The sequence below is a fragment of the Pseudomonas viridiflava genome, assembly GCF_003702045.1.
GTDB classification, from domain to species: domain Bacteria; phylum Pseudomonadota; class Gammaproteobacteria; order Pseudomonadales; family Pseudomonadaceae; genus Aquipseudomonas; species Aquipseudomonas viridiflava_C.
Map to the genome: position 1 here is coordinate 202 of NZ_RBTP01000007.1, position 25,015 is coordinate 25,216.

1 protein-coding gene is annotated in these 25,015 nt (G+C 62.2%); it reads left to right on the top strand.

Going from position 1 to position 25,015, the window contains the following annotated elements:
* A partial coding sequence (locus ALP40_RS01350; protein ID WP_259640666.1) for a non-ribosomal peptide synthase/polyketide synthase occupies positions 1-25,015 on the top strand: 25,015 nt, incomplete at its 5' end.

Sequence of the window (25,015 nt, forward strand, 5' to 3'; positions counted from 1 at the left end):
GGGTTACCTCAATCGCGACGATCTGACCGCCGAACGTTTCCTCAACGATCCATTCAGCACAGCGGCAAACGCCCGCATGTACCGCACTGGCGACCTGGGCCGCTGGCTGGCAGATGGGAATATCGAATACCTGGGCCGTAACGATGATCAGGTCAAGATCCGTGGTTTCCGTATCGAACTGGGCGAGATTGAGGCCAAGCTGGCTCAACATGCCGCCGTTCAAGAGGCGGTGGTCATGGCCCGGGAAGACGTGCCGGGCGACAAGCGTCTGGTGGCGTATTTCACAGCCTATGACTCAAAAGTCGAGATCGAGTCGCTGCGCAGCCACCTGCAAGGTCAACTGCCGGATTACATGATTCCGGCGGCTTACGTGCATCTGGAAAGCCTGCCGCTGACCCCCAACGGCAAGCTGGACCGCAAGGCATTGCCTGCCCCGGATCAGCACGCCGTGATCAGCCGTGGCTACGAAGCCCCACAAGGCGACCTGGAAATCACACTGGCGCAGATCTGGGCCGAAGTGCTGCAAGTCGAAAAGGTCGGCCGCCATGACCACTTTTTCGAACTGGGCGGCCATTCGCTGCTGGCGGTCACGCTGATCGAGAAGATGCGTCGCAAGGGACTGGCTGCGGATGTACGGGTGCTATTCAGCCAGCCGACCGTCGCAGCGCTGGCGTCGGCGGTGGGCACTGCGCGTGAAGTTATCGTTCCAGCCAATCTGATCGCCCCGGAATGTGTGCGGATCACCCCGGACCTGCTGCCTCTGGTCAGTCTGGACCAGCCTGCGCTGGACCGCATTGTCGCCAGTGTGCCGGGCGGCGCGGCCAATGTGCAGGACATCTACCCGCTGGCGCCGCTGCAACAGGGTATTCACTACCACCACGTTTCTGCCGTGCAGGGCGATCCCTACGTGCTCCAGGCCATGTTCACGGTCAGCGATCAGAGCCGTATCGACGCCTTTGCCGAGGCCCTGCAACACGTCATTGATCGTCACGACACGTTGCGCACTTCGGTGTTCTGGGAAGGACTGGAAAGTCCTGTTCAGGTGGTGTGGCGTCAGGCGCAGTTGTCAGTAGAACTCCTTGAGTTGACTGACACTCATGGCGATGTCGCGAACGCGCTGCGCGAACGGTTTGCGACCCATCATTACCGCCTGGATCTGGGACAGGCCCCACTGATGAAGCTGGCGTGTGCCCATGATCGTCAGAACGGGCGTTGGGTGATGATGCTCATGTTTCACCACCTGGTGCTTGACCATACTGCGCTTGAGGTGGTGAGCCATGAAATGCAGGCGTTCATGCTGGGTGAAGGCCAGTCACTGCCTGCTGCAATGCCGTACCGCAATTACGTGGCGCAGGCCTGCCTGGGGTTGACCGAGCAGGATCACGAAACCTTTTTCCGCAGCCAGTTGGCCGATATCGATGAGCCGACCCTGGCGTTCGATCAGGCGGGCGTGCGAGGTGACGGAACCGGCATCGAAGAAGCCTGCATGGCGCTGAGCGATGCGTTGAGCCTTCGGATACGTGCTCAAGCCCGGAAACTGGGCATCAGCGCTGCGAGCGTTCTGCACCTTGCCTGGGCACTGGTGACCCGTGCCGCCACCGGACGCGATCAGGTGGTATTCGGCACGGTACTGATGGGGCGCATGCAGGGTGGTGAAGGTTCTGACCGCGCGCTGGGCATGTTCATCAATACCTTGCCATTGCGTGTCGATGTCGACGCACGCAGCGTTCTTGAAGGCGTGAAGTCCACCCATGCGCGCCTGACCTCTCTTTTGGCCCATGAACACGCCTCCCTGGCGCTCGCACAACGCTGCAGTGCCGTCGCTGCACCTGCACCTCTGTTCAACGCATTGCTCAATTACCGTCACAGTGGCGCAGGTGCGGTGTCCGAACAGGCGCTCTCGGCGTGGGAGGGCATTGAAAGCCTGAGCAACGAAGAACGTACCAATTACCCGCTGACCGTTTCGGTTGACGATCTGGGTGCCGGCTTTGCGATTACAGCGCTGGCCATGACCGAAATCGGTGCGCAACGGGTGTGCGAAACGCTGACCGTTGCCGTCGAGCAGTTGATTGATGCGCTGGAACATCAGCCGGACACATCGCTAAACAGCCTATCAGTCGTTCCCGTCGCTGAGCGTGAACAACTGCTGACCGCTTTCAACGATACCGCCGCCGTCTATCCGCGTGACGCGACCGTGCATGGCCTGTTCGAAGCCAGAGTCGCCGCGCAGCCTGAAGCCCAGGCCGCGGTGCATGGCGACACCACACTGAGCTACGCGGAACTCAATAGTCGGGCCAACCGCCTGGCTCATGAATTGATTGACCGTGGGCTTAATGTCGGCGATTCGGTGGCGATCCTGCTGCCACGCTCTTTGGACCTGCTGGTTGCGCAATTGGCCGTCAGCAAGTGCGCAGCCGTCTACATGCCACTGGACATCACTGCGCCGTTGGAGCGCCAGGCGTTCATGATTCAAGACAGCGGGGCTCAGTGCGTACTGACGCATGCCGCTTCAGAGGTTCCGCAAGGCGTGCTGCGTGTCGATCTGGACATGCTGTCGCTGGACGCAAGGCCGTCTGACAACCCGCAACGTGACGCGACCGGCGAATCCGCCGCTTACATCATGTACACCTCCGGTTCCACCGGCACCCCGAAAGGCGTTCGCGTGCCGCATCGGGCGATCAATCGGCTGGTGATCAACAACGGGTACGCCGACTTCAATGCACGTGACCGCGTGGCCTTTGCCTCCAACCCGGCGTTCGACGCCAGTACGCTGGACGTCTGGGCCCCGTTGCTCAATGGCGGGTGCGTGGTAGTTGTCGACCAGGACGTGCTGCTGTCGCTGCCGGAATTGCGTACGTTACTGATCGAGCAGTCTGTCAGCGTGCTGTGGATGACCGCAGGGTTGTTCCACCAATACGCGTCTGGGTTGTATGAAGCCTTTGCGCAACTGCGTTACCTGATCGTCGGCGGCGACGTGCTGGACCCGGCGGTCATCGCCCAGGTCTTGAAACAGGGTGCGCCGCAGCATCTGCTCAACGGCTACGGCCCGACTGAAGCCACGACCTTTTCGGCAACCCATGAAATCAAGGCCGTAGGCGAGGGCAGCATTCCCATTGGTCGCCCGCTGTCCAACACACGACTGTACGTGCTGGACGCCCATCGGCAGCCCGTACCGCTCGGCGTAATCGGCGAGCTGTACATTGGCGGCGACGGGGTGGCACTGGGCTACCTGAACCGTCCCGAGCTGACCGAGCAGGCCTTCGTGGCCGACCCGTTCAGTCTGGATCCGCAGGCACGCCTGTACCGCACCGGTGACCTGGTCTGCTGGCGTGCGGACGGCGCGCTGGAATACCGAGGCCGCAATGACAACCAAGTGAAAATTCGCGGCTTCCGTATAGAAACCGGCGAGATCGAAGCGCGTCTGGCGCAGTGCGCTGGCGTTCGAGATGCGGTGGTGCTTGCGCGCCAGGACGCAACAGCCGGTCAGCCGCAGGGGCCCAAGCAACTGGTGGGCTATGTGACCGTCGAGCCGGGCATGAGCGTTTCGGTACACGATCTGCGGCGCGAGCTGAGTGCATCGCTTGCCGATTACATGGTGCCCGTAGCCTTTGTTGTACTGGACAGCCTGCCGCTGACCGCCAACGGCAAACTGGACCGTCGCACCTTGCCTGCACCCGATGCGCAGGCGTACGCGAGCCGTGAGTACGAGGCACCCGTCGGCAGCATTGAGCCGATACTCGCCCGACTCTGGGCCGACGTCCTGCAGGTTGAGCGGGTAGGCCGCCACGACCACTTTTTCGAGCTGGGCGGTCATTCGCTGCTGGCCGTCAAACTGATCGAAAAAATGCGTCAGCAAGGCCTCAGTGCCGATGTGCGCGTGTTGTTCAGCCAGCCGACACTGATGGCCTTGGCAGCCGCCGTCGGCAGCGGCACGGAAATCCGCGTCCCGGACAACCTGATCGAAGCTGGCTGCACGCACATCACGCCATCCATGCTGCCGCTGCTGGACATCAGCGAAGCGTCGCTGGCCCGAGTGCTGGACGCCGTGCCGGGCGGTGCCGCCAATGTGCAGGATATCTACCCACTGGCGCCGCTTCAGGAGGGTATTCTTTACCACCACATCAGCGCCGAACAGGGCGACCCTTACGTGCTGCAATCGCAGTACGGGTTCGACACGCGCGAGCGGCTGGACGCCTTCATTAAGGCGCTGCAATCGGTCATCGACCGCCACGATATCCTGCGCACGGCCGTGTACTGGAGCGGGCTCGACGAGCCCGTTCAAGTGGTCTGCCGCAACGTGGTGTTGCAGCCGGAGTGGGTCGAACTCGATCCGGCCGCAGGCCCGGTCGCCACGCAACTGACCGAGCGTTTCGACGCGCGCCATTATCGCCTGGACCTGACCCGGGCTCCGCTGCTGCATCTGGCCTGTGCCGAAGACGCTAACGATGGTCGATGGGTTGCGACACTGCTGTTTCATCACTTGGCGCTGGACCATACCGCGCTTGAAGTAATGCAACATGAGATGCAGGCGTTCCTGCTGGGGAATGCCGAGCAACTGGGTGCGGCCATGCCGTATCGCAACTACGTCGCGCAATCGAGGCTGGGCGTGGAGCCTGCCGCCCAGGAAGCCTTCTTCCGCGACATGCTTGGAGACATTGAAGAACCGACGCTGCCGTTCGGCCTGCATGATGTGCAGGGCGACGGGCATGGCATCGAAGAAGCACGTGCCTCTCTGGAGACTCACCTGAACCGCCGTTTGCGCGATCAGGCCCGTCAACTGGGCGTGAGCGCGGCAAGCCTGGTGCACCTGGCCTGGGCGCTGGTACTGGGCCGGGTTTCCGCCACAGACGAGGTGGTGTTCGGCACCGTCCTGCTGGGTCGCCTGCAAGGTGGTGAAGGTGCTGACCGTGCGCTGGGGATGTTTATCAACACCTTGCCGCTGCGGGTCGGGCTTGGCGACAGCAGTGTGCGTCAGGCGATCAGCCAGACCCATGCACGATTGACCGGGCTGCTGGCCCATGAGCACGCGCCGCTGGCGTTGGCGCAGCGTTGCAGTGGCGTGGCCGCCACCACGCCGCTATTCAGTGCACTGCTCAACTACCGTCATAGCGCAACAACGGTGAGTGAACAGGACCTCACCGCATGGGCTGGTATGCAGGTATTGGGAGGCGACGAACGCACCAATTACCCGCTGACCCTGAACGTCGACGACCTGGGCGATGGATTCCAACTGACCGTACTGACGCTGGACACCCTGGGCGCCCAGCGGATCTGTGACTACGTACTGATAGCGCTTGAGCAATTGAGTACAGCGCTCCAAAACACGCCGCACGCTCCGTTGAGCCGTTTGTCGATTCTGCCTGCGACAGAACGTGAGCAATTGCTCCACGGCTGGAATGCGAGTGAGGGTTCGTTCGCCGCCGATCAGCTGATTCATCAGGCTTTCGAAGCCCAGGCTGCCAAACAGCCGTCAGCTATCGCCGTTCGTTTTGAGGCGCAACAGCTTACTTACGGCGAGCTGAATGCCCAGGCCAACCAAGTGGCCCATCGCCTGATCGAACAGGGCATTGGCCCGGATGATCGGGTGGCCATCTGCGTCGAGCGTGGGCCACACATGATTGTCGGCCTGCTGGGGATTCTCAAAGCCGGTGCGGGCTATGTGCCGCTGGATCCTGCCTATCCTGCGGAACGCCTGGCGTATCTGCTGGACGACAGCGCGCCGGTCGCTGTGCTGGTGCAAACCGCCACGGCAGACACGCTGTCGCTTGGCTCGCTGCCTGTCGTCAACCTGGACGATGCGGCTTTGCAGGCGCAATCCGTCTGCAATCCGGACGTCACAGGGCTGACCTCGTCGCACCTGGCGTACGTGATCTACACCTCAGGCTCGACAGGTTTGCCAAAAGGCGTGCAGGTCGAGCATCGCAACGTAGCGCGCCTGTTCTCGGCCACCGACGCCTGGTTCAGCTTCAATGCCACCGACGTCTGGGCGTTGTTCCATTCCTTTGCCTTCGACTTCTCGGTCTGGGAAATTTGGGGCGCACTGATGCACGGCGGGCAGCTGCTGATCGTGCCGCAACTGGTCAGCCGTTCGCCGCAGGAATGCTATGTGCTGATCTGTGAGGCTGGCGTCACGGTGCTTAACCAGACGCCGAGCGCGTTCCGTCAACTGATCGCCGCACAGGCCGAAAGCAAGCAGGCGCATTCGCTGCGTCAGGTGATTTTCGGGGGCGAAGCGCTGGAAACCGGGCTGCTCAAGCCGTGGTACGCAAAAGCCATGAACGCTGGTACGCAACTGGTCAACATGTACGGCATCACCGAAACCACGGTGCACGTAACCTATCGAGCGCTCGAAGCCGCAGATGCACACCACATGGGCGTCAGCCCGATCGGCGTGCGGATCCCGGATTTGCAGACTTACGTGCTGGACGCCCAGCGCGAACCGGTACCAGTCGGCGTGGTGGGCGAACTGTACATCGGTGGCGCAGGCGTGGCCCGCGGCTACCTCAACCGTCCCGAGCTGAATGCCGAACGCTTCATCGCCGATCCGTTCAACACAACCGAGCAAGCACGTCTGTACCGCACCGGTGACCTGGCGCGCTGGAATGCCGAAGGCAGCCTGGAATACCTGGGCCGGAACGACGATCAGGTCAAGATTCGGGGTTTCCGTATCGAACTGGGCGAAATCGAGGCCCAATTGTCGGCCTGCAACGGTGTGCGTGAAGCGGTGGTGATCGCTCGCGAAGACGTGCCGGGTGACAAACGCCTGGTGGCTTATTTCATCGCTCAGTATGAAGAGAGCCCGACCGCCGCTGAACTGCGTACCCAATTGCAGCAGAACCTGGCCGAGCACATGCTGCCCAGTGCTTTCGTCATGCTGCCCTCGTTCCCGCTCACTGCCAACGGCAAGCTGGACCGCAAGGCGCTTCCTGCGCCGGACCAGTCGGCATTGGTTAGCCGCGCCTACGAGGCGCCCCAAGGCAACGCCGAAATCGCCATCGCACGAATCTGGCAGGAACTGCTGGGTGTCGAGCAGGTGGGTCGTCATGACCATTTCTTCGAACTGGGCGGCCATTCGCTGCTGGCGGTGAAGCTGATTGAGCGCATGCGCCAGCAAGACCTCAGTGCAGACGTACGGGTATTGTTCGGCCAACCGACGCTGGCTGCACTGGCCGCTGCGGTGGGCGGACAGACCCAGGTCGTAGTACCGGCCAATCTGATCGGTCCGGACTGCGAACGCATCACCCCTGAAATGCTGCCGCTGGTGGATCTTGATCAGGCAGCCATTGATCGCGTGGTCGCCAGCGTACCGGGCGGGGTTGCCAATATTCAGGACATTTACGCCCTTGCGCCGTTGCAGGAAGGCATTCTGTATCACCACTTGGCTGCCGCCGAAGGCGATCCGTACCTGCAATACGCTTTATTCGGTTTCGACAGCCTGGAAAGGCTTCACCAATTCGGCGCAGCCCTGCAAGGCGTGATTTCCCGTCACGACATTCTGCGCACCAGCGTGCTCTGGGACCGCCTGAACGAACCCGTTCAGGTGGTGTTGCGCCAGGCGGAGCTGGTGATCGAGGAAATTCGCCTAGACCCGGCCGCAGGCGATGTGGCCGGGCAGTTGAGCGCGGTGCTGGATCCGCGCCATTACCGCCTGGACATTCGTCAGGCGCCGATGATGCGCATCGGTTATGCCCATGATCCGGCCAATCACCGCTGGTTGGGCATGCTGCTGTTCCATCACATGGTCGACGACGCCACTTCGCTGGGGATCCTGACGTCCGAAATCGAAGCGTTCATGTCCCACAATGATCCGCAATTGCCTGTCTCGGTGCCTTACCGCAATTACGTGGCACAGGCACGACTGGGCATCAGCCGGGAAGACCATGAAGCGTTCTTCCGCGCCATGCTGGGCGATATCCATGAACCGACCTTGCCGTTCGGGCTGCTGAACGTTCAGGGTGACGGGCAGGGGATCCAGGAAGTGCGTCAGGTTGTGGATGCCTCGTTGGCCAGACGTCTGCGTGCTCAGGCCCGCAAGCTAGGCGTAGGGGCGGCCAGCCTTTATCACCTGGGTTACGCTCGGGTGCTGGGTGCGTTGTCGGGCCGCGATGACGTGGTGTTCGGCACGGTTTTGCTGGGCCGCCTGCAGGGTGGCGAAGGCGCGGATCGGGCGCTGGGCATGTTCATCAACACTTTGCCGCTGCGCGTCGATCTGGGTGAACGGGCCGTGGGTAGTGGCGTGCGAGCCACCCACGCTGGCTTGACAGCCCTGTTGGGGCATGAACATGCCTCGCTGGTACTGGCGCAGCGCTGCAGCGGAGTGGAGGCTCCCACGCCGCTGTTCAGCGCCTTGCTCAACTACCGCAACCTCGAACAACACGCCCAAGGCAACAATACCGCCGCATGGGAAGGCATTCAGGTGCTGGGCGGCGAGGAACGGACCAATTACCCGCTGACGCTGTCGGTCGATGACTTGGGCGAGGGCTTCAACCTGACCGTCATGGCGCAAGAGCAGATCGGTGCCGAACGCGTCTGTGGCTACATGCAGCGGGTCATGCATCAACTGATCGATGCACTGGAGCAGTCTCCGGAAACGCCATTGAGCCACCTGTCGATTCTCCCTGAAGACGAGCGCCAACAGCTGTTGCACGGCTGGAACACCACCGATGCCACGTTCGCCGCTGATCAGTTGATTCATCAGGCTTTCGAAGCCCAGGCTGCCAAACAGCCGTCAGCTATCGCCGTTCGTTTTGAAGCGCAACAGCTGACTTACGGCGAGCTGAATGCCCAGGCCAACCAAGTGGCCCATCGCCTGATCGAACAGGGCATTGGCCCGGATGATCGCGTGGCCATCTGCGTCGAGCGTGGGCCACACATGATCGTCGGTCTGCTGGGGATTCTCAAAGCCGGCGCGGGTTACGTTCCGCTGGATCCGGCCTATCCGGCGGAGCGCCTGGCGTATCTGCTGGACGACAGCGCGCCGGTCGCCGTGCTGGTGCAAACCACCACAGCGAACACGCTGTCGCTTGGCTCGCTGCCTGTCATCAATCTGGACGATGCGGCTTTGCAGGCGCAATCCGTCTGCAATCCGGACGTCACAGGGTTGACCTCGTCGCACCTGGCGTACGTGATCTACACCTCCGGCTCCACCGGTTTGCCGAAAGGCGTGCAGGTTGAGCATCGCAACGTAGCGCGCCTGTTCTCGGCCACCGACACTTGGTTTAGCTTCAATGCCACCGACGTCTGGGCGCTGTTCCACTCGTTTGCCTTCGACTTCTCGGTCTGGGAAATCTGGGGCGCTCTGATGCACGGCGGGCAGTTGTTGATCGTGCCGCAACTGGTCAGCCGTTCGCCGCAGGAATGCTATGCGCTGATCTGCGAGGCTGGCGTCACGGTGCTTAACCAGACGCCGAGCGCGTTCCGTCAGTTGATTGCCGCCCAGTCCGAAAGCAAGCAGGCGCACTCGCTGCGTCAGGTGATCTTCGGCGGTGAAGCGCTGGAAACGGGGCTGCTCAAGCCGTGGTACGCAAAAGCCATGAACGCCGGTACGCAACTGGTCAACATGTACGGCATCACCGAAACCACAGTACACGTGACCTACCGCGCCCTCGAAGCAGCAGATGCACACCACATGGGCGTCAGCCCGATTGGTGTGCGGATCCCGGACTTGCAGACGTACGTGTTGGACGCCCAGCGCGAACCGGTGCCGGTTGGCGTGGTGGGTGAGTTGTACATCGGCGGCGCGGGCGTCGCCCGTGGCTACCTGAACCGTCCCGAGCTGAATGCCGAGCGGTTCATCGCCGATCCGTTCACCGCCACTGCAAACGCACGTCTGTACCGCACCGGTGACCTGGCCCGTTGGAATGCCGAAGGCAGCCTGGAATACCTGGGCCGGAACGACGATCAGGTGAAAATCCGTGGTTTCCGTATCGAGCTGGGCGAAATCGAGGCCAAGCTGGCCAGTCATGCGCAGATCAGGGATGCGGTGGTCCTGGCTCGCGAGGACGTGCCGGGCGACAAGCGTCTGGTGGCCTATTTCACATCGCCTGAACCCGACACCGATATCGAATCGCTGCGCACGCACCTTCTACAACAGATGCCGGACTATATGGTTCCGGCGGCGTATGTCCGTCTTGATAGCCTGCCGCTGACCTCCAACGGCAAGCTGGACCGTAAGGCGCTGCCAGCGCCCAACCAGTCGGCGCTGCTCAACCGCGCGTACGAGGCGCCGCAGGGCGAAACTGAAATCGCCATCGCCTTACTGTGGCAGGAACTGCTCGGCGTGGAGCAGGTGGGCCGTTTTGATCACTTCTTCGAACTGGGCGGTCATTCGCTGCTGGCGGTGAAGCTGATCGAACGCATGCGTCAATTGGAGCTGAATGCGGATGTGCGCGTCCTGTTCGGCCAACCGACGCTGGCTGCACTGGCCGCTGCGGTGGGCGGACAGACCCAGGTCGTAGTACCGGCCAATCTGATCGGTCCGGACTGCGAACGCATCACCCCTGAAATGCTGCCGCTGGTGGATCTTGATCAGGGAGCCATTGATCGCGTGGTCGCCAGCGTACCGGGCGGCATCGCCAATGTGCAGGATATCTATGCCCTTGCACCGTTGCAGGAAGGCATTCTCTATCACCACCTGGCTGCCGCCGAAGGCGACCCGTACGTTCTGCAAGTGCTGTTCGGATTTGATGACCGCGAGCGACTGGACCGTTTCGCCGGGGCGCTGCAAAGCGTGGTCGACCGTAACGACATTCTGCGTACCGCAGTGGTGTGGGAAGGCTTGAGCGAGCCTGTTCAGGTGGTTTGGCGTACCGCGGCGATGAGCGTTGAGATCGTTCAACTGGACCCGGATACCGAGGACGCGCTGCACAGCCTGCAGCAACGTTTCGATCCACGTCACTACCGGCTCGATGTGTCTCAGGCACCCTTGATCCGCCTGGCCTGTGCTTTGGATGCGGTCAACAACCGCTGGGTCGGGATTCTGCTGTTTCATCACATGGCGCTTGACCACACGGCGCTGGAAGTCGTGGTGCAGGAAATGCAGGCCAGCCTTGACGGGCAAACCTCTCTACTGCCAGAAGCGGTGCCGTATCGCAACCACGTGGCGCAGGCGCGGCTGGGGGTCAGCCGCGAAGCGCACGAGGCATTCTTCCGGAGCATGCTGGGCGACATCGACGAACCGACACTGCCGCTCGGACTGCAAGACGTGCAGGGTGACGGTACAGGCATCGAAGAAGTGCATCAGATGCTGGAAGCTTCCCTGAGCAGGCGTTTGAACGCTCAGGCGCGACGTCTGGGGGCGAGTGCTGCCAGCCTGGTACACCTGGCCTGGGCGATGGTGGTGGGCAGCCTTTCCGGTCGTGAGGAAGTGGTGTTCGGCACTGTTTTGATGGGCCGCATGAGCGGTGCGGCGGGTACGGACCGCGCACTGGGGATGTTCATCAATACCCTGCCATTGCGCATCGATGTAGGCGATCTGGATGCCCAGGCTGCCGTACGTGCTACGCACCAGCGGCTCTCGGCCCTGTTGGGGCATGAACATGCCTCGCTGTCACTGGCCCAGCGTTGCAGCGGTGTACCGTCGGCGTTGCCGTTGTTCAGCACGTTACTCAATTACCGCCACAGTGGCGGCCAGGCACCTGCCGCCGAAGCAGTGGCCGCCTGGGCGGGTATCCATACACTGGCGATGGAAGAACGGACCAACTACCCGCTCACGCTCAATGTCGACGATCTTGGTGAAGCGTTCATGCTGACCGCGCAGGCAGTGGCCGACATCGGCGCGCAACGTGCCTGCGATTTCATGCAGACCGCCTTGCGCAACCTGGTCGAGGCGCTGGAGACGACGCCTCAGGTGCCGCTGAATCGGCTTTCGGTGGTGCCAGACGCCGAGCGTGAGCAATTGCTCCTGGCGTTCAACGATACGAGCGTCGACTATCCGCAGGAACAGACCGTCCACGGCCTGTTCGAAGCGCAGGCTGAGCGCACGCCAACGGCTGTTGCGCTGGTACACGGGGCTGTCAGCCTCACTTACGCGCAACTGAACGAGCGCGCCAACCGTCTGGCTCACCATTTGCGCCACCTCGGCGTACAGCCGGATGCCCGTGTGGGGATTTGCATCGAGCGCGGGGTTGAGATGGTGGTCGGTCTATTGGCCATTCTCAAGGCAGGTGGCGCTTATGTGCCGCTGGACCCGGCCTACCCGGTTGACCGCATTGCCTACATGCTACAGGACAGCAACCCGGCGGCGATTCTGGCCAGCGCCGCCAGTCTCGAACTGTTGGCGGCATCCTCTGCACCGATCATTGACCTGCATCGCTGCACCTGGCTGAACGAGCCTTCTGCCAACCCGCACGTCGCAAACCTGACCTCTGCGCATCTGGCTTACGTGATCTACACCTCAGGTTCCACCGGTTTGCCCAAAGGCGTCATGATCGAACACCGCAACACGGTCAATTTCCTGACGTGGGCGCAGGCCTCGTTTGCACCGTCGGTACTGGCCAACACCCTGTTCTCGACCTCGCTGAACTTCGACCTGGCAGTTTATGAATGCTTTGCACCGCTGATTTCTGGTGGCTGCATTGAGGTCGTTACCAATGTGCTGGCCCTTAACGACGGTGAGCATGACGTTACCCTGATCAATACCGTGCCGTCGGCGCTCAAGGCGTTGCTGGATTCTGGCGGTCTGGGGCAGGGCGTGCATACGGTCAACGTGGCGGGTGAGGCGCTCAAGCGCAGTCTGGTTGAAAGTCTGTTCAAGAAGACACAGGTCCAGCGCCTGTGCAACCTGTACGGCCCGTCTGAAACCACCACGTATTCCAGCTGGGTGGCGATGGACCGCGAAAACGGCTTTGCGGCGCACATTGGCAAACCCGTCGCCAACACCCGGTTCTACCTGTTGAACGAGCACCGTCAACCGGTGCCGCTGGGTGTGGCGGGCGAACTGTATATCAGTGGCGCAGGCGTGGCGCGGGGTTACCTGAACCGCGACGACCTGACAGCCGAGCGCTTCCTCAACGATCCATTCAGCGCAGACCCGACCGCCCGCATGTACCGCACCGGCGACCTGGGTCGCTGGCTGGCAGATGGGAATATCGAGTACCTGGGCCGAAACGACGATCAGGTCAAGATTCGTGGTTTCCGTATCGAATTGGGCGAGATCGAAACCAAGCTGGCCCAGCACGCATCGATCAAGGAGACGGTGGTTGTAGCGCGCGAGGATGTGCCCGGCGACAAACGTCTGGTGGCGTACTTCACCGCCCGTGCCGAAGACGTGGCCATCGAGGCGCTGCGTGAGCATCTGCAGGCGCTGCTGCCTGATTACATGGTGCCGGTCGCTTACGTGTGCCTTGAATCGCTCCCGCTGACCCCGAACGGCAAGCTGGACCGCAAGGCGCTGCCTGCCCCTGATCAGCAAGCGCTGGTCAGCCGTGGCTATGAGGCCCCTCGGGGTGAAATCGAGGTCGCGCTGGCGCAACTCTGGCAGGAACTGTTGGGTGTCGAGCACGTGGGACGCTTCGACCGTTTCTTCGACCTGGGTGGCCACTCACTGCTCGCCATTCGCCTGATCTCCCAAGTCAGGCTGCGCCTTGGCGTCGACCTGAGTCTGGGGCAACTGTTCACTCACCCGGAGCTTTCGGCACTGGCCAGCTGGCTGGCAGACGCGGGTCGCAGCACACTGCCGGACATCGTCCGCGTTTCCCGAGACGACGATTTGCCGTTGTCGTTCGCCCAACAGCGCCTGTGGTTCCTGGCACAAATGGAAGGTGGCAGCACGGCCTACAATATGCCGGCCGGGCTTCGCTTGCGCGGTGCCATCGATGAGGATGCGCTGCAACGGGCATTGGCGCGTATTCTGTCCCGTCATGAAGCGCTTCGCACCCGGTTTGCCGTGCGTGAGGACCAGGAAGCGGTTCAATGCATTACCCCGTTCGATAACGGTTTTACCCTAAAACGCCAGGACCTTCAGGGTCGCAGCGACCGTGAAGAACAACTGCGGGGCATCGCGCAGGAAGAAGCGCTGATGCCCTTTGACCTTGCCGCAGGCCCGCTGATAAGGGGACGCCTGATCCGTCTGGACAGCGACGACCACGCCCTGTTGGTGACGGTGCATCACATCGTCTGTGACGGCTGGTCGCTGGGCGTATTGACCCATGAACTGACCGCGCTCTATGAGGCGTTCCGTCAGGGGCTGGACGATCCATTGCCGCCGCTTGCGGTGCAGTACGCCGACTATGCGGTCTGGCAGCGCCGCTGGCTCAGTGGTGAGGTGCTTGAAACGCAAAGCCGCTATTGGCAGCAGACGCTGGCTGACGCGCCTGCGGTGCTGGACTTGCCGACCGACGAGCCGCGTCCTGCGCAGCAGGACTATGCCGGTGCAACGCTGGGCATCGTGCTCGATCCTGAGCTGACGCGCGACCTCAAGGCCCTGAGCCAGCGCCACGGTACGACGTTGTACATGACTGTTTTAGCCGCCTGGGCCGTGTTGCTGAGCCGCCTCTCGGGGCAGGAAGACGTTGTGATCGGCTCGCCGATCGCCAATCGGAACCGAGTCGAGGTCGAGCCGCTGATCGGGTTGTTCGTCAATACTCTGGCCGTGCGTATCGATGTCTCGGGTGACCCGGACGTCGGTGCGTTGCTGGCTCGGGTCAAGGCGCAGGTCCTGGGCGCTCAGGCGCATCAGGACCTGCCGTTCGAGCAGGTGGTCGAAGTGGTTAAACCGGTGCGCAGTCTTGCGCACAGTCCGGTATTCCAGGCGATGTTGAGCTGGCAGACCCTCGACGACATGGCGTTGACGGGGGTGGCACTGGAAGGCATCGGTATTACCAACACCGTGTCCAAGTTCGACCTTTCCCTGGACTTGGGTGAGGTGCAAGGGCAACTGGTCGGCAGTCTGGAATACGCCACTGCGCTGTTCAATGAAGCCACGGCCAGTCGTTACACCCGTTACCTGGAGCGCGTGTTGCGCGGGCTTGTGACCCATGAGCGGATCCCCGTGACGCGCATCGAGCTGCTGGATACTCAGGAACGCCAGCGAATGCTGAGCGACCTGAACAGCACGCACGCTGCGTATCCGAACACCGTCACCGCTCATCATCTGTTCGAAGCACGCGTCGCCGCACAGCCGCAAGCGATTGCACTGGTGTGTGAAGGCCAAAGCCTGAGCTATGCGCAATTGAACGTGCGGGCCAACCATGTGGCCCATGCGTTGATCGAAATGGGCATTGGCCCGGATGATCGTGTGGCGCTCTGCGTCGAGCGCGGGGTGGACATGCTTGTCGGTCTGCTGGGCGTGCTCAAGGCGGGAGGTGCCTACGTACCGCTGGACCCGGCATATCCGACCGATCGTCTAGAATTCATGTTGCAGGACAGCCAGCCCAAGGCGCTGCTCAGTCATCGCGGCCTGCATCGTTCACTGCCGGACGTGAAAGTGCCCATGCTTGCGCTGGACGCCGAGATGACCGGCGCCGAGCACAACCCGCATGTCGAGCACTTGAGTTCGCGAAACCTTGCGTATGTGATCTATACGTCCGGCTCGACCGGCAACCCCAAGGGCGTGATGATCGAACACCGCGGGCTGGTCAATTACAGCCTCGACGCGGCGCGCCTGTTCGAACTCAGTGCCAGTGACGCGGTGTTGCAGCAAAACTCGCTCAATTTCGACCTCTCGGTGGAAGAGATTTTCCCCGCACTGCTGGCCGGTGCGACGCTGATACCGACCCGGGATATCTTTGGCAACGAAGGCCTGCCAGCCGGCACAGCGGTGCCTGGTGTCGTGCACATGACCGCTGCTCACTGGCACACCCTGGTGGGTGATTGGCATCATCAGCCCGAACAGGCCGCAAGGGCACTTGCTCATGTGCGCTTGATCAACGTGACGGGCGATGCCTTGTCCGCGCAGAAGCTTCAATGGTGGCAGGCGTTGCGTCCTGCTCACGCCCGACTGATCAATACCTACGGCCCTACTGAAGCGACCGTGTCTTGCACGGCGGCTTATGTCGATGATGGTTCTACCCGCCAGAACGTCAGCATCGGCCGACCGATGGCCAATACCCGCATTTACCTGCTCGACGCCCGGCAGCAGCCGGTCCCGGCCGGTGTGGCGGGGGAAATGTACATCGGTGGCGATGGTGTCGCGCGTGGCTACCTGAACCTTGAACGGGTCAACGCCGAACGCTTCCTGGCCGATCCTTTCAGTGATGAGCCACAGGCCCGGATGTACCGCACCGGGGATCTGGCGCGTTATCTGGCCGATGGCAGCCTTGAATACCTGGGGCGCAACGACTTCCAGGTCAAGGTGCGCGGTTTCCGTATTGAACTGGGCGAAATTGAAACCCGCCTGGGCGATTGTGACGGGGTCAAGGAAGCGGTGGTCATTGCCCGCGAAGACGCGCCGGGCGAAAAACGGCTCGTGGCTTATGTGGTGCCACATACCGGGCAGACACTGACGGCGGGCATGCTGCGCGATGCGCTGGCTCCGTTACTGGCCGAGTACATGATGCCCAGCGCCTTTGTGCTGCTGGACGCGATGCCGCTCACGCCGAACCGCAAACTGGACCGCAAGGCGCTGCCGGCACCTGACAGTGACGCGTTTGCCAGCCGTCTGCACGAGCCGCCGCAAGGCGCGACCGAAACGGCGCTGGCGCAGATCTGGCAGCAGTTGCTGAATGTCGAGCACGTCGGCCGCCATGATCATTTCTTCGAGCTGGGCGGGCATTCGCTGCTGGTCATGCGCTTGATTGCCCATGTCCGCCAGCGACTGGGTGCCGAGTTGCGCCTGATGGATGTATTCGCCGAGCCGGTGCTGGAGGCAATGGCCCGAGGCCTGGCGCAGGCCGCCCGTACGGCGCAGCCATCGGTGGTTGCGGTATCACGCGATCAGCCATTGCCGCTGTCGTTCGCCCAGCAACGGCTGTGGTTTCTGTCGAGGCTTGAAGGCGACAGCGCTGCCTATCACATTCCGGCTGGACTGCGAGTGCGTGGGGAACTGGATGTGGATGCACTGCAAGGTGCCCTGGACATGCTCGTGGCGCGCCACGAGTCATTGCGCACCACCTTTGTTCAGACGCCGGGCCAAGAGGTGCAACAGCGCATTGCGCCTGACGATATCGGGTTTGAACTGCAGTTGCAGACGCTGGAAGGGCAGCCTGCCGCCGAGCAGGCCTTGATGGCGTTGATCGCCGATGAGGCGCGAGCCCCGTTCGACCTGGTGCACGGCCCATTGGTGCGAGGTCAGTTGGTTCGCATGGCCGATGACGACCATGTGATAGCGGTGACCTTCCACCACATCATCGCCGACGGCTTGTCTTCGGACATCTTCACCCGCGAGCTGGGGATGCTTTACCAGGCCCTGCATGCAGGGCAACCGAATCCGCTGCCTGCGCTGACACTGCACTATGCCGACTACGCCGTATGGCAACGCTGCTGGCTGACCGCAGAAGTCCTGCAGCAACAAACCGGGTATTGGCAGCAAGCGCTGGATGACGCGCCTGCGCTGCTGAGTCTGCCAACGGATCGCGTACGGCCTGCGCAGCAGCACTATGCCGGTGACGCGGTCGGGCTGGCGCTCGATCAGACGTTGACCGATCAGCTCAAGGCGTTGAGCCAGCGCCAGGGCACCACGTTGTTCATGACGGTCATGGCCGCCTGGGCGACGGTTTTGGGCCGTCTGGCCGGTCAGGATGATGTTGTGATCGGCACGCCGGTCGCCAACCGTACCCGCGTCGAGGTCGAGGGATTGATCGGCCTGTTCGTCAACACACTGGCGCTGCGCGTGGACCTGTCGGCTGAGCCTACGGTTGAGGCACTGTTGCAGCAGGTCAAGGCGCGCACGCTTGAGGCTCAGGCCCATCAGGACCTGCCGTTCGAGCAAGTGGTGGAAGCGGTCAATCCGTTGCGCAGCCTGTCTCACGCTCCGATTTTCCAGGCCATGCTCTCCTGGCAGAGCGGCGCTGGCGAAGCACCGGCATTGGGTGACATGAGTTTGCAAGGGGTGAATGCCAGCAGCCGGACAGCCAAGTTCGATGTCTTGCTGGACATGGCGGAAATCGGCGGTCGTTTGTACGGCTCTCTGGAATACGCCACGGCGTTGTTTGATCGCGACACTGTCGAACGCCATCTGGGCTATCTGGAAACCACGCTGCGGGCAATGGTCGCCAACAGCCAGGCCATTGCGACGCATATCCCGCTCGTGCAGGAAAACGAGCATCGTCAATTGATCCAGGCGTTCAATGAGACGGCTCAGGCGTACCCGCAGGGGCTGACGCTGCATGGCCTGTTTGAACGTCAGGTGGTGATGACGCCGGAGGCGATAGCCGTGACGTTCGAAGGTACGTCCTGGAGCTACGCAACGCTCAATGCCCGGGCCAATTGCATTGCGCATCGCCTGATCGCGATGGGTGTCAACGCCGATGACCGAGTGGCCATCTGCGTAGAGCGCAGCCTGCAGATGGTGGCGGGGCTGTTCGGGATTCTCAAGGCGGGCGGCGCGTATGTGCCACTGGACCCGGACTACCCGGCGGATCGTCTGGCCTACATGCTTGAAAACAGCGCGCCTGTCGCCGTGCTCAGTCAGGATTCGCTGCGCGGCGTTCTACCGCCATCCGCTTACACCGTGCTGATGCTGGACGGACAGGGTGCAGACGATAGCTTCGCAGGCCTGCCCAACGACAATCCGGCGCTTGACGGCCAATCGGCCACTGATCTTGCGTATGTCATTTACACCTCCGGCTCCACAGGTCAGCCCAAGGGCGTAATGAACGAGCATGTCGGTATCGTGAACCGGTTGCTGTGGATGCAGGATGAGTATCAGCTTGAAGCCAGCGACGTGGTCTTGCAGAAAACGCCGTTCAGTTTCGACGTGTCGGTATGGGAGTTCTTCTGGCCTCTGATCAACGGTGCGCGACTGGTAATGGCGCGTCCGGGCGGTCACCGCGAGCCGTCGTATCTGTGCGACACGATTCAGGCGCAGGGCGTGACCACCTTGCACTTCGTGCCTTCCATGTTGGAGGTGTTCCTGGCCCACGGCAATCTGGAGCGCTGCCACAGCCTGACACGGGTCATGTGCAGCGGCGAAGCGCTGCCGGGGCATCTGGTCAGACGCTTCAAGGCGCAACCCTCCAGCGCTGTGCTGTACAACCTGTACGGTCCGACCGAGGCGGCCGTAGACGTCACCGCGTGGGATTGCAGCGGGCTCAATACGCCGGACAACACGCCGATTGGTCGTCCCGTGGCCAATACCCGTATCTACCTGCTCGACAGCGTCGGCCAGCCCGTACCGCTGGGCAGTGCCGGTGAGATACACATCGCCGGCGTGCAAGTGGCGCGCGGCTATCTGGGACGCCCCGAGCTGACTGCCGAGCGCTTCGTTCGCGATCCGTTCAGCAGTGACCCGACTGCGCGCATGTACCTGACGGGTGACATCGGTCGCTACCTGGCAGACGGCACCCTGATTTACCTGGGCCGCAATGACGATCAGGTCAAGGTGCGCGGCTTCCGCATCGAGCTGGGCGAGGTAACGGCCCGACTCAACAGCCATCCGGACATCGTCGAGGCGGTTGTCGTGGCGCGTGAAGACACGCCGGGCGACAAGCGTCTGGTCGCCTATTACACCGCCGTTGCCCATACCCCGAGCCTTGCAGTCGAGAGTCTGCGCAGCTACCTGTCGGGTCTGCTGCCTGAGTACATGGTGCCGTCTGCCTATGTCAGGCTTGACCATCTGCCGCTGACCGCCAACGGCAAACTGGACCGTCGTGGCCTGCCTGCGCCGGATCGCGACAGTGTCGCCAGTCGCCGTTATGCGCCGCCCCAAGGCACCATCGAAACCGTGCTCGCCGGTATCTGGTCCGAGCTGCTGAACGTGGAGCAGGTTGGGCGCTTCGATCACTTTTTCGAACTGGGCGGTCACTCGCTGCTTGCCGTCACACTGATCGAGCGTATGCGTCAGGTCGGGCTGAGTGCCGACGTTCGCGTATTGTTCGGTCAACCGACCCTGGCTGCGTTGGCCCTGGCCGTTGGCAGTGAACATGAAGTGACGGTGCCGTCCAACCTGATCGCCGCGCAGGGTTGCGAGCGTATTACGCCGGAAATGCTGCCACTGATTGACCTGACTCAGGCGCAAATCGACCACTTGATGGCTGTGGTTCCCGGCGGCACGACGAACATTCAGGACATCTACCCGCTGGCACCGCTGCAGGAAGGGATTCTGTATCACCACTTGGCCACAGGGCCAGGTGACGCCTACTTGCAACAAGCCGTGTTCACGTTCGACAGTCAAGACCGTCTGGACGCCTTTATCGGCGCACTGCGTGGCGTGATCGGGCGTCACGACATTCTGCGCACGGCCATTTTCTGGGAGGGCTTGAACGAGCCCGCGCAGGTGGTGTTGCGTCAGGCGCCGTTGTCGATAGAGGTCGTGACACTGGATCCGCGTCAGGGCTCCCTGGAAAGCCGATTGCGCGAGCGCTTCGACCCACGTCACTACCGCAGGGATGTGCGTCAGGCCCCCTTGATGCACTTGGCGTATGCCTATGACGATGAGCAGGCGAAATGGGTGGCGATGCTGCTGTTCCACCATATTGCGCTTGACCACACCGCGCTTGAGATCGTGCAGGCAGAAATGCAGGCCTTCCTGACCGGTCAGGAAGCACAGCTGGGCGCTGCTGTGCCATATCGCAACTACGTCGCGCAAGCCCGACTGGGTGCCGGGGCGCAGACCCATGATGCATTCTTCCGGGAAATGCTGGGCGATGTCACAACCTCAACCCTGCCGTTCGGCCTGCACGACGTGCAAATGGATGGCACCCGCATCGAGCAGGCTCGCCAGGTGCTTGAAGAGGGGCTGTCGGACAGGATTCGCGTCTGCGCCAGGCAATTGGGTGTGACCCCGGCCAGCGTGCATCATTTGGCGTGGGCTCAGGTGTTGAGCCTGGTCAGCGGTCGCGAGGACGTGGTGTTCGGAACACTGCTGATGGGGCGCATGCAGGCGGGCGAAGGTGCGGATCGAGCGCTTGGGATGTTCATCAACACGCTGCCGATTCGAATCGATGTGGGCAACCAGAGCGTCAGGGACAGCGTGCGCACGACACACGCTTCGCTGGCAGCGCTGCTTGGCCACGAACACGCCTCGCTGGCGCTGGCCCAGCGTTGCAGCGGTATCCAGGCGCCGGCTCCGCTGTTCAGCGCGTTGCTCAACTACCGCCACAGCGCTGCGCAGGCGAATGCCGAAGCACAGGACGCGTGGGCGGGCATTCAAGGGCTGGGCGGTGAGGAGTGGAGCAACTATCCGGTTGCGATGAACGTGGATGATCTGTCCGATGGCTTTGCGCTGACCGTGCAGGCGCTGCCGGAAGCCGGAGCAGAGCGCCTGTGCGGGTACATGAATCGGGCGTTGTACAGTCTGGTCGAGGCCCTTGAGCGGACACCGGACCTACCGGTACAGGCGTTGCAGGTCATGCCGCTGGCAGAGCGCCATCAGGTGCTACTGACATTCAATGACACCCGGACCGATTACCCATCGGACCAGCCGGTACACCGTTTGTTTGAAGCGCAGGCAGCCCTCAATCCGGAAGCGATTGCGGTGGAGCATGATGGTGTCGAGACGTCCTACCGGGCGCTGAATGACAGGGCCGCGCAACTTGCCGCGAAGCTCAGGCAGGAAGGCGTCGTGCCAGGCGACCGCGTTGCGATCTTGCTCAATCGCTCGTTGAACTGGCTCACGGCGGCGCTGGCGATTCTCAAGTGTGGCGCGGTGTATCTGCCGCTGGACCGCCAGGCACCGCAGGAGCGCTTGCGGCTGATGCTGGAGGACAGCGCTGCGGTTTTGACCTTGAGTTGCGATGACATGCCGATGCCTGAAGGCCTTCGCTGGCTGGATGTGTCTGAGCCGCTGGATACGGTTTTCGAAGCGCAATTGCAACCGTTTGGCGCTCACGGCGATGACGTTGCGTGTCTGGTGTACACCTCGGGCTCGACCGGTACGCCTAAAGGTGTGTTGGTGCCTCATCGCGGGATTGCTCGTCTGGTGCTCAACAACGGTTTCGCGCAGTTCGACGCCGACGACCGTATTGCCTTTGCTTCCAACCCGGCGTTCGACGCCAGCACCCTCGAAATATGGGGTTCGCTGCTCAATGGCGCACGCATTGTGATCATTGACCATGACTGCCTGCTGGATCCGCCGCGCTTCGCCGACGTGCTGACGCGTACCGGGGTCAGCGTGCTGTTTCTGACAACGGCGGTGTTCAATCAATACGCGGGGCTGATTCCCGAGGCGTTGGCTGGCGTACGCGTCCTGATGTCCGGCGGCGAGCATTGCGACCCGAACACGTTCAGAAAAATGCGTGCGCTGGCGCCCGATCAGCAACTGATTCACGCCTACGGACCGACGGAATCCACGACCTATGCGACCACGTATCTCGTGCAGAACGTTGTCTGCGACGCCGCCAGCCTGCCAATCGGCAAGCCTTTGTCCAATACACAGGTGTATGTGCTGAACGCGAGGCAACGCCCGGTCCCTGTCGGGGTCGTCGGTGAGATCTATATCGGCGGCGACGGCGTGGCCCTGGGCTATCTGAATCGCCCTGATCTCACGGCAAACGCCTTTATCGAAGATCCGTTCAGCGACGCTGAAGGCGCGCATCTGTATCGCACCGGTGACTTGGGCCGCTGGCGCGCCGATGGCTTGCTCGATTGCCTTGGCCGCAATGACAGCCAGGTCAAGATTCGCGGCTATCGCATCGAACTGGGCGAGATCCAGGCCAGGTTGAACCTTCACCCTTCGGTCAGGGAGAGCCTGGTGGTGGCACTGCCACTCAGCGCCGCCGGGCAATGTCTGGTCGCTTATTTCACTGCGCAGGACGAGGTGGGCATCGACGCACTGCGGGCTCACATGCAAAGCGCACTGCCGGACTACATGGTCCCGGCCGCTTACGTAAGGATGGAAAACATGCCATTGACCCTGAACGGCAAAACCGACCTGAAAGCTCTGCCAGTACCGGATGAGCAAGCAATGATCGGTCGCGGCTACGAAGCACCTTGCGAAGGGCTGGAAACGAGGCTGGCCGAGGCGTGGGCACAGGTGCTGCAGGTCGAGCGCATAGGGCGCCACGAGCGCTTCTTCGAAATGGGCGGGCATTCGTTGCTTGCGGTGCGTCTGGTCGGGATGCTGAACCCGATTGACCCTCGCATCACCTTGTCCGAAGTGTTTGAACACGACAGCGTCGCTGCGATGGCTGCGCTGATCCAGTGCCGCGAACCCGCCTCGGCGCAGGTGGACGAGGTGCCGGGGCCGGTCGTGGTGCGCCGCGCCGGCACCCGTCAGCCTTTGTTTCTGGTTCATGAATTCAGCGGTCTGGACATCTACTTTCCGGTACTCGGCAAACAGATCGACCCGGATACGCCGGTCTATGGGTTGCCAGCCTTGGCCTGGGGCGAACCTCAGTTGCAGACGCTGGAATGCATGGCCACCCGCCTGATCAGCATGATGCGCTCGGTTCAGCCGCACGGTCCCTATCGCCTGGCGGGCTGGTCGTTCGGTGGTGTGTTGGCCTACGAGATCGCCAACCAGCTCGTGGCCCTTGAGGAAACCGTCGATTTCCTCGGCCTGATTGACAGCTATTACCCGCGCTGCGTCGACCAGGGTCGCGACCGCTGGTTACCCGAGCGAGCGCATGCGCTGCATTTGCTGGACCGTTGCCAGGTACTGAGCGATGCCACCGAACGGGACAGTGAAACGCGTGGGCGCATATCGACGGTGCTCGCTGCCTTGCAGTCGAAAGCCCGGCAGACGGACTTCGATACATTGCTGGCCGCCTGTCGCGAGCAACAGGTTCTGCCAGCCGAACTGGCAGGCCTGAGTCGCGATGAGCTGTGGCATTACCTGGACCGCGAAGTCGCACACGGCCATGCCCTTGCGAACTACACCGTCTACCCGATTCCAGTCCCGTTGCATCTGTTCGTGGCTGCCGAGCGTGCCGAGGATGCACCGCAGCATGAAGGGTATCTGGGTTGGGAAGCGGTCATGCCTGTTGCGCAGTTGCGCTGCATATCGGTGCCGGGCACTCACCAGACCATGATGGAAGCGCCTCATGTCCAGGCACTTGGCAAAGCCATCGATCAGTCGTTGGCAGAACACTTCCCGGTCGTGCCGGTTCCCAGGTTCCAGCCGTTACTGACGATTCAGTCCGGGCGTGCGGATCACGCTCCTGTGTTCTGTGTGCCAGGTGCTGGCGACAGCGTTACCGGTTTCATCGGGCTGGCGGACGCCTTTGGCCCGCATTGGCCCATTCACGGGCTGCAGCCTCGAGGCCTGGACGGTGCGACGGTCCCATTCGGCCTGGTCGAAACGGCAGCGCAGGCCTACCTTGCCGCGATCGACAGCGTGCATCCACACGGTCCTTTGCACCTGCTGGGTCATTCCTTCGGGGGGTGGGTGGTCTACGAGATGGCCATCCGCCTTCAGGCTCAGGGGCGCGAAGTCGCTTCCCTGACCTTAATCGACAGCGAATCACCGGGTGGCAACGGCGTGGTCGGACGTCCTTATACCGGCAGCGGCGTGCTGATGCGTCTGATCGAGGCCATTCAGTTGTCGACGGGCAAATCACTGCAGATCGATGCGGGGTCATTCGCCGCACAAAACGATGCCGGGCAAATGCGCCTGTTGCACGCGGGAATGGTACGCGCCGGCATTCTGCCTGCTCGCTCGCCGGTCAACGCGATGGCAGGTCCGGCCCGTGCCTTTGGCGCAGCACTGCGCACTCGATACCAGCCTGTTGACGGTTACAACGGTCCGGTCAGGCTGGTGCTGGCCGAGGATCCGACACTGGATGCGGCGAATAACCAGCGTGAGCAGCAGGCCATGATCGACGGCTGGAAAGCACGCGTGCCCAACCTGAGCATCTGGTATGGCCCGGGCAACCATTTCACGATTCTCAAGGACGGGCATGTGCAAAGCCTTGCGCGATGGTGGCGGGAGGGACTTGAGGCTTCCGGCAAACCGGCCAGCCCTCAATCGATGCTGCAATAA